This is a genomic window from Streptomyces sp. PsTaAH-124 (assembly GCF_000373685.1).
Taxonomy (GTDB): Bacteria; Actinomycetota; Actinomycetes; order Streptomycetales; family Streptomycetaceae; genus Streptomyces; species Streptomyces andamanensis.
The window spans coordinates 44997-54211 of the sequence record NZ_KB892185.1 but is presented as its reverse complement, the minus strand read 5'-3'; the positions used below and the strand labels follow the sequence as shown (position 1 = coordinate 54211).

Sequence of the window (9215 nt, the reverse complement as noted above, 5' to 3'; positions counted from 1 at the left end):
GGGCCAACTCCGTTGGCCCAAGCCCGGATTGCTCCGCAATCCGGGCTGCAGAAATTCGCTCCGCGAATTCCTGTGGCTAGCTGGTGGAAGGCCCCCACCTTCGAGTTCCCGTAGCCCTGATGCTCTGTCAATTCTTAGCAAACTTAGTGGTACTGTCCGGCCTGGCATATCGGACTCGCAGCCGTGCCAGCTCTTGTAATAAGAAGAGCACCGTAGCGCGGCCCTACCAAGGTTGGGCGAACTGCTCGGGGAGAATCGCTCCGTACTTGTGCGAGAAGAGTCCCTGGTCGCTTTCCTGAGACCTTATGTCGCTCCGGTGCCGACCGGCTCTGCATCGGAGTCCGACAGACCTTCAGTACCGAGCAACCAGGACGAGCTGTTCGGTATCAACTCCGTTGATACCGAACTCCTTTGATGCCGTTCGCACGCTCCGTTCTTTCATGGCCCGACAGTCGTATACCGACATGCCATGTGTGACTACGGAGCGCGGAAATACCTTCATCGCCGACACCACATCGAAGAGGTGCACTCGGTCAGCTTCCTCGGGAAGAACTACACCATCCGTATCAGCGCGCCTCGAAGGACCCCTGCACGCCGCGCGCGCCCAAGGCACGACGGCCGCAGAGTACCGGGCCGAGCAACAACTCCCCGCCAGCGCCGCGCTCATGGCCATGGGTACGCGCCGCCCTCTCCCAGGCCTGTACCGCCGCGATGGCGGCGGTGGTCCGAGCCGAGGCCGCCCACGTGCTGGGCGGCCTGGCTGCGGTCCGCGGGACGCTGTCGTGACAGGCCGCAGGTTCCTGCCCGGTGTTTTCCGCCTTCAGATCAACGGCGACGACGCGGCCACGCAGCGTGCGCTCGTACCCGGCCCGTCACCCGTTCGGACACTTTGTCTCATTGTCCGGACCGCCTAAAGGCGTGGAGACTGTTCGGCATGATCAGAGCAAGAGCATCCCAGCTTCTCGCCCTCACAGCCTCAAGTGCCCTGCTTCTGCTGGGCGTTCAGGCCGCTCCTGCATCGGCTCAGGTCTTCTGTAACGAGGGCCACTCGGTCGACGGGGCCATCTGGACCGAATACACGCAGACGCCGGGCGTGCAGGCCTCCCTGGGCTGTCCGAAGTCCGACGAGATCCCGGTCTCCAAGGGCGGGGGCGCCCGCCAGGTCTTCGAGCATGGCTCGATCTACTGGAGCCCCAACAGCGGGGCCCACGCGATCTGGGGCCTCATCGGCGACAAGTGGGGGCAGCTCGGCTGGGAAGGCGGCAGTCTCGGCTATCCCACCAGCGACGAAGTCCGGCTTCCCGACGGCAAGGGCGTACGCCAGGTCTTCCAGGGCGGCTCGGTCTACTGGTCCCCCGACACCGGCGCGCACCCTGTCTGGGGTCGCATCGGCGAACGCTGGGGACAGGCCCAGTGGGAGACCGGCCGCTACGGCTACCCCATCAGCGACGAAGTCCAGGTTCCGGGCGTCAAGGGCGTCAGCCAGATGTTCAAGCACGGCCCCATCGCGTGGTCTCCCGAGGAGACTCCCAACCCGCAGTACGTGCAGGCACGCGACCTGTACCTCACCCCCAACAGCAGCACACGTGAGGGGGGTCTGCAGGAGGCCGCGAACCTGCTGCCCCTGGGAGGAGACCGGGGGATCGTCGTCGTACGCGGCTACATCGCCACCGACAACAATCCGGTGAACGACATCATCGGCAACCACCGCCAGTGGAGCACCGACCCGGCCGCCGAATCCAAGGTGACCGTCGCGTGGGACACCGAAACGGGCCGCGTCGGCGTCTACGTCGAACACTCCTGCGTCCATGACCCCAGCTCCACGCTGAACGGATGCCGCGACGCCAAGCCCCTCGTCCGCACCGCACACGCCGAAGTCGTCCAGGATGACCCCATCCCCCAGAATGAATACTGGGTCGAGCCCACCGGCGGCGGGGGCATCAAGGTATCGATCTCGGCGGTCAACTCCTTCGTCGGCGTCACGGGCTACCAGTTCGGAGACCTCGGCCGGATCAACGCGACGTGGTACCTGACTCCGCACGGGTACGACGACAAGAACAAGTCCTTCACCGGCTTCGACATCACGACGACGAAGGACAAGTTCCCGTCGTGGGAAGTGTTGCGCTACCCCCGGCTCCTCGACAACGCCGACGCCCCGCAGGCCAAATGGCAGGGCGCCGTCTGGCAGACCCATGTCAGGGACCTGCAATCCCCTCAGCACACCTGTACCCGGAACACCCCGGATTCCCAGGACGCCACCATGGCGTGCACCGGCTGAGCCTGTAGCGGCACGCCGAAGCCCCTCGTCAACCTCCGGGGCCGGGCGAGGGACTTTCGTCATCAAGATCCACTGAGCGCTCCTTCGACACGTATCTGGCTCGCGGCGCGGGGACGCAACGCGCCCGCGCCGCGGGCCCGGTCGAGCATGGACATCCGGCAAGGACACCAAGGCCGTTGATCGCCCCGCAGCCGAAGGACCGCGACTACCGCACTGTCATCGCCTGACGCACCATCGACGCCCACCCAGTGGACGTGTCCGGCAAGGCTGTGGAACTCGCCTTGGACTGCGTGCGCGAAGGCTGGGTGCCGGCGCGGTCCCCGTCGGACGCGTCCCGGCCGCGCGGATGACAGGGCTGGCCCGGTACGGGCTGCCCTCGAAGGTACCGCCCCTCAAGCGGCTGCCGCGGTGGTCCCGGATTCCGGCGGGGACAATGACGCGGAACGCCGGGCCGAGCTGGTCGCCCACTAGGGCACCGGGCGTGGCGCCGAACTGGGCGACAGCCGCGCCGACATGTTCCTGGACTTCATCACCGACGCCCTGCACCCGCGGATCGAACGCGACTACAGCACCACTCCAAGCGGTCAGGACTTCAACGACCGAGAGATCCTCGGAGACCTGGCCGTCCACCAGAATCCCGCGAAGAACGTGGCCACATCCTTCCACCGCCTCACCTCACGGGGCGGCTCCGTCACCAGTGCGCTCATGCACGAATCGCACGTGACGCTCGTGGACCGAGTCGACCGAACGGGCTGCGGAGCTTCCTCTCGGTCCGGGCCCAGGATGATCGCCTCCGGGTATGTGACGACCTTCCTGTTCCGCGGCGATCTGGAACAGCTTCCTGCTGCCGCTGGTGATCGCGTTCCTGCCGCTCCAGCGGTACTGCGGTCGGGGTCCAGGGCGGCCCGTGTGAAGGAGAGGCGTCACCGGCCGCTCACCCGAACCTCGCATCCGTGCGCACGGACCCGTAGGTCGGGTCCGGGCACCGTCCCCGGGCGTGCGGGACGGTCCGGCCGCATCACCCGGCGACGTCCCGCTCCCCGCGGCAACGGCACGGCCCGCCGCTGTGACGGCACCCCGTCTTGAGCACGATCGGCTTCCTGTGCGGCGGCCCGTGCGCCGGTTCACCATGGCACGGGGCCCTCGTCGTCGAAAAGGCCCCCGGTCGGCCCGTCATCGGGGAGGGTCGCCAGCCTGATCGCGACCCGAGCGCCCTCCTCGGGGGTACGGGTGCCGCTGAAGCCGTTCAGGTCGGTGGCCACATAGCCGGGGCAGGCGTTGTTGACGAGGACCGGGGTGCCGCGCAGTTCGGCGGCGTACTGGACGGTGACCGCGTTGAGGAAGGTCTTCGTCGGCGCGTAGCCCCCGCTGATGCCCCCGAGGTCGGTGCCGGGATCGGTCTGCAAGGTCAGGGAGCCGACGTGGCTGGACTGGTTGACGATCCGCGGATGCGCGGAGCGGCGCAGCAGGGGCAGCATCGCGTTGGTGACCCGGATGACCCCGACCACATTGGTGTCGACCAGCCGCAGGAGGGCGGCGGGATCGAGCGACGTCGGCTCGTCGGGCCAACCGCCCGCCGCACCGGCATTGTTGACGAGTACGTCGAGCCGGCCTGCGCGCTCCTCCACGAGCCGGGCGGCGGCGCTCACGTCGGCGTCGTCGGTGACGTCGAGCGGGACGGCGAAGGCGTCGATCCCCTTCGCGCACAGCGCCGCGGCGGCCCGCGCACCGCGCTCCGGGTCCCTGGCGCCGATACCTACGCTCCAGCCGAGCGCGCCGAGGCCCGCTGCGATCTCGTACCCGATTCCCTTGTTCGCGCCGGTGACCAGCGCGATCGTCTGTTCGCTCATGTCCGCCAGCATCGGCGGCCGGGGGCCGGGGACCAACACCGTACGGGTCTGGCAACGATGCCTTCGCGGCATCGGTCGCGGTCCGGGCGGGTTACGGTGCCGACATGGAGATGCGTGAGCTGCGGTACTTCGTCGCGGTCGCGGAGGAACTGCACTTCGGCAGAGCGGCTGAGCGGCTGGGGATCGCCCAGCCAGCGCTGTCGCGTGCGCTCGCCGGCCTGGAGGGACGACTCGGCGTGCTGCTGCTGGAGCGGTCCAGCCGCCGGGTCGGACTGACCGATGCGGGAGCGGTACTGCTGACGGAGGCGCGGGCGATCCTCGCGGCGGCGGAGGCCGCCGAGCGCCGTACCCGGGAAGCGGCCGAGCGACGACCGCGTATCGCCCTGGCGGTCAAGGCCGGTACGGCGGGTGAGCTGCTGGCCAAGGTGCTCGACGCGTACGGTGCGGATCCCGGCGCGTGCCCGGTCGACCTGCTGCTGTGCGAGGCGCACGAACAGCGGGAGCTGCTGTGCGCGGGGCGGGCGGACGTGGCGCTGCTGCATCTGCCGTTCGACGCCGTCACCGGACTCGACACGGAGGCGTTGCTGACCGAGGGGCAGGTGGCGGTCCTGCCCGGCGACCACATGCTGGCCGGCCGGACGGCGGTACGGCAGGCCGAGGTGACGGCCGCGCCCGGACCTCCCCCGGCGCGCTGGCCCGCCCCCGACGGCAGCTGCCCCGAGGGCCCCGGGGTCGCAGTGCGGAACCTGACCCAGCTCTTCCAGCTGATCGCGCTCGGCCGGGCCACCGTGGTCCTGCCCACCTCGGCCGCCGTCGACCTGCGGCGGGACCTGGTCGCCGTGCCGGTGACGGACGCGCCGCCCGTGACGACGGTGCTCGCCTGGCTGCCGGAGAGCCGGTCACGGCCGGTGGCCGATCTCGTGCGCGTGGCCACCTCGTTCTAGGAGGCCATCTCATTAGGAGATCGAGCCGCTGATGGACTCCTCGGCAGAGGCAGCGAGGATGGTCTCCTTCAGTTTGACCGCGGCTGTCACCGTGCCGGCGTGCCGGTCCAAATGTGCCCCTTGGCCACCGAGAGCGTGACGCCGGACTGTCCGTAGACGGTCTTGCTCTTGTCACCGACAAACGTGCTCTTGACGCTGGAGAAGGAGACGCCCGGGTCGGGCGTGCAGCCGTCCGGATTCACCGGGTGGTTGGCGTTGTCCGAGTCCGCTCCGGGGTCCACCGCGTCGATGTCGTCCGGCGTCTGAGGAATCGGGTTGCCGTCCAGGTGGGCATTGACCTCCGATGAGGTGTCCGACACCGACGGGGCGTCCGCTGCGAAAGCAGTTCCCACTCCCCCAGCTCCGACGACGAGAAGCGTGGTCAGCGCGGCGGCTGTGCAGGTGCGCGCCAGCGTGGCATTCATCAATTTTTCCCTCCCCTGCGCTGCCCACTGGGAGCAACATGAGCACGACAATCATGAGCCGCTTGAGTGGTCGTCAAGTAAATGTGAAGAGTCGGGCGGTGCCGCGCTCGAGCGTCATCGAATGTTCGCCGATCAGCGGGGCCGGATGCGTTGGGGCGTGCGGTGATACGCGTGCGCTGGAGCGCCGCGGTGCGACGGGGGCAGCGGGACGGAGCGGCCCACCTGGCCGGCACATGCGGCCGGCGCCGGGTGTGGCTGGTGGCGTCGTGCAGGAACGGCCAGGCGGGTTGCCTGGCCATTCCGTGTCCGTGGTGTCGGGGTCGGTTACCTCAGGCGTGAGGCACCAGGTTGTGCTCGGTACCGAGGGTCTTGCTGCCGGTGTCGGCGTACATCGTGGTCTCGCCGTCGGACCAGCGGATGATGAGATCGTCGGTGCGGTGGTTAGTGGTGAAGGATCCGGTCGTCATGACTGCGTTGTGGGTCCACAGGTCGTTGGGATTCTGGATGCGCGCTTCGGTGCCGAGGGCGGAGGTGGTGGTACCGACGTAGTTGTCGATTTCGCCGTCCGACCACTGCACCATCAGGTCCCATTTCTGGTTGCCGGAGTACTCGCCGGCGGTCAGCAGGGTGGCTTGGGTCCAGATCGAGTTGGGGTCCTGGAGTTTGTGTTCCTGTCCGAAGCCTCCGGCGCCCACGTTGGTGTAGAGGGTGAGTTCGCCGTCGGACCAGCGCACCATCAGGTCCGTGACGTAGGTCGAGGCGATGAAGCGGCCTGCGGCGATCTGGGTGGCGTGCTCCCAGATGGTGTGGGGTGCGGCCAACTGGGTGCCGGGCACGTTGAGGCCGTTGGTGCCGATGTCCCCGTAGAGGGTGACCTCGCCGTCAGACCAGCGAACCATGAGGTCGAACTGGTTCGATCCGGTGAAGTCACCCGCGGTGATGGTCTGCGCGTGTGACCAGGTCGAGTTCGGGGCCAGCAACTGGCGTTCGGTGATGAAGTGGCCTTGGCCGTCGTTGGTGTAGAGGGTCGCCTCGCCGTCGGTCCACACCACGAGCAGGTCGCTGTGGCCGGCTCCGTTGAAATCGCCGGCGGCCATCTGCTGGGCGTGTTTCCAGGTGTTGCCGTCACCCATGGAATAGGGGAGGGCCGGCTGGTGGTAGGGGCCGTGGTCGGTGTGCAGGCCCTGCTGGGCGTCGTCGTAGAGCTGGAAGAATCGGTCGCCGTGCAGAGGGCTGTAGGTGATCCTGTTGTACAGCGGGCTGCTGGAGGGCACATCGGGGCCGCCCCCCATGAAGCCGCCGACATTGCCGATGATCTCGCCGGTTTCACCCGAGGAGTCGAACTTGGAGAACCACGGTCCGCCGGAGACTCCTCCCCACATGCCGCCGCAGTCGATCTGCATCTGGTTGTAGGCGGGCAGGGGGGTCGTCCAGATGTCGCGGCAGCGGAACGCGCGGTCCTGAGTGTTGTGTGCGACGCTCGGATAGCCGATGACAGTCACCTGGTTGACGAACCCCGGGGTTCGGGCCAGCTTGTTGGCACCCACAACGTCCTGGACCTGGCGTCCACCGTCCTCCTTCAGGCTTGCGAAGGAGAAGTCCAGGTCGGATTTGGCGCTGCGGTCTGAGGCGTACTGCGAATCGCGGAACCACTCCTTGACCGGCCAGATGCCGTACGGCTGGTCGCCCGCTGACTTCGTGTCATCGTACTTGGGTACGAACGCGGCTTTATCGCCGAGGCAGTGACCGGCGGTGAGGATGAGGTTGTGCCCTCCACTGTTGACCACACTCGCGCTGCAGTAGTGGGCCTTCATGTCCTTGCTCTGGCTGAAGAGCGTGCCCACGGACTTGATGCCGTCGAAGTGCTCACCGTCGGTCGCGGTCAGGGACTGCTTCGTGTGTGGCGCTGTCCAGCCCTGAGGCTGCGCGTCGCGACCCGAGGGATCGGTGGCTGAGGCGATGCGCTCGGGCGTCCAGAACCGAATGGCGTCCTGCACCGTCCAACTGCCGTCTTCGCCATCACCGGCGGCGGGCATGGCCCGTGCCGGCGTGGGAGTGGTTTTGCCACTGGGCGCCTGCTTGGTGGTCGCCGGACGCAAGGGCGTTGGCGTCGGACCGGCTTGGGCCGCCGCAGCGTTGCCCAGCAGCAGGGCGGCGGCCAGTGCGACAACAGCCCCGTAACGTATTCGTCGGGTATACAAGTAGATGTACTCCAGAGTGAGCATGCCTGAGGGCGGGCCAGGGGCCCGCGACATGCGTGAGGGTGGCGGCCGCCGCCGAAGGCGGGGCCGGGTCTCCGCGCCCAGGAAAGTCACCCCTGCAGTCACGCGAGTTACCGCGACCCGCGAAAGCTCGCCTGGCCTACGGGGGAATCACGCGTACCGGAGTCCTCCGAGCCTACGGAGACGGATCCGCCGCTATGAGAGCAACAGCAGGAAGCCGCCTGTCGGAACAGGAACGCCGGTCTCGACCCGGGCATCACTCCGAACAGCGCTACCGCGCACGCAGCGGCGAGCGCTGCGGTCTGCCTCTGCGCCGACCGCGGGCGTATCGCTTTCTTGTCCGGTCAAAATCACCGCGCACCCCCCGATGCGTTCCCCGTGCCGCCATGAGGCGGATCCCAGCGACAGTGGTCAGCGTCGCGGCGCTCAGCATCGCACACACGATCGCCACGCGCACGCCACTATCGCGGCGATCGGCTCACCCAGTCGGGCGCAGCCGGGGCGAGCCCATGTGGATGGTGTCGCACACCGTCGCACGTACCCGCCGGCCGTGTGTATCGGACATGTGCACCAAGGTGCCGTAGTCGCTGCGCGCCGGGTGCGGCGGCTGCACCGTGATCCTCGGGTCCTCATCAACCGGTATGGCGCAGTATCCGTCGCGCAGGGGCTGAGCGGGGTAGAAGAGCGGGACCTCGACCGTGCGGCCGCGATTCACCCGCAGGCGGACCGGCGTTGTTGTCTTCGGCTTCGCCTCCGCCGCCGGACCCTTGCCCAGAGTCACCTCCACATACGGGTAACCGTCGAAGGCGCAGGCCGTGGCGCCGGTGTTGGTCGCGCTGAGCAGGGCCGTCGGCTCCTTGGCCGAGGGGGCGGCGAGACGTGTCAGCTTCCATCGCAGATGTTCAGTGCCGCACGCGGTACCCGCTGACGCCCGGGAGGGCGTACTCGTCCGCGCCGGAACGGGCGTTGGCACCACCGCCGGCGACGACGGCCCGGTGCCCGGTTTTCCGCCGTCTTGATGCGCCGGACCGCACGCTACCGCAGCTACCATCACCGTCAGGCTGATAGCCGAGACTGCCGCTGTCCGCCATGTCACGAGGACTCCCCCTAGGAAAGCGTCCGTTACGGAGGCACGGTGCCACCGCTCCTGCTGCCTGGACAAAGAGATGCATCTGCCTCCGCGAGGGTTCCTTTGAAGGGCGTTCATCAAGGAGATGCCGGCTTTCAGCTCGTCGTCGACCATGGCACAGGTCCGCTCGGCCACCTCGTCGCCGGCCTCTGGCCTGGGGTGAGCTTGTAGGGGCGGCCTGCTGCGCAGCCGGTGACGATCACGGGGACGCGTACGTCGTTGTCTAGGCCACGGAAGCCGAGGTCGGCGGCGCGCAGGTGGGCCAGGATGTGGTCGTGACGGGCGGCGGTGTTGTCGTGGCTGCGGCCGGGCCGGCTCCAGTACCGCC

Annotated in this window: 6 protein-coding genes; 2 read left to right on the top strand and 4 right to left on the bottom strand. The window is 68.1% G+C overall.

The window, feature by feature from the left end; translation table 11 throughout:
• Positions 1 to 934 precede the first annotated feature (934 nt).
• Positions 935 to 2278, top strand: coding sequence for an LGFP repeat-containing protein (locus tag B086_RS0126625; protein WP_037873965.1), 1344 nt, complete (start codon positions 935 to 937; stop codon positions 2276 to 2278).
• 1124 nt (positions 2279 to 3402) lie between these two features.
• Here the strand turns inward: B086_RS0126625 and B086_RS0126620 are convergent.
• Entirely contained in the window at positions 3403 to 4140 is a 738-nt protein-coding gene (locus tag B086_RS0126620; protein WP_018569485.1) for an SDR family NAD(P)-dependent oxidoreductase, read from the bottom strand.
• Between the two features lie 92 nt (positions 4141 to 4232).
• On the opposite strand from B086_RS0126620, the gene B086_RS0126615 reads away from it, so the two are divergent.
• Positions 4233 to 5072, top strand: a complete 840-nt coding sequence (locus B086_RS0126615; protein ID WP_018569484.1) for a LysR family transcriptional regulator — start codon at positions 4233 to 4235, stop codon at positions 5070 to 5072.
• Positions 5073 to 5158: 86 nt separating this feature from the next.
• Here the strand turns inward: B086_RS0126615 and B086_RS0126610 are convergent, their stop codons facing one another.
• The 3 genes from B086_RS0126610 to B086_RS43240 form a co-directional block, all read right to left on the bottom strand.
• Positions 5159 to 5536 carry a hypothetical protein gene (locus B086_RS0126610; RefSeq protein WP_158690422.1) on the bottom strand — a complete coding sequence of 126 codons (378 nt, stop codon included), beginning with the start codon at positions 5534 to 5536 and terminating at the stop codon, positions 5159 to 5161.
• A gap of 329 nt (positions 5537 to 5865) precedes the next feature.
• Positions 5866 to 7761 (bottom strand): trypsin-like serine peptidase, encoded by a 1896-nt coding sequence (locus B086_RS0126605; RefSeq protein ID WP_234029376.1) that lies wholly within the window; start codon positions 7759 to 7761, stop codon positions 5866 to 5868.
• Between the two features lie 475 nt (positions 7762 to 8236).
• On the bottom strand, positions 8237 to 8809 hold the full coding sequence (locus B086_RS43240) for a DUF4232 domain-containing protein (RefSeq protein WP_234029378.1): 573 nt from the start codon (positions 8807 to 8809) through the stop codon (positions 8237 to 8239).
• Positions 8810 to 9215 lie beyond the last annotated feature (406 nt).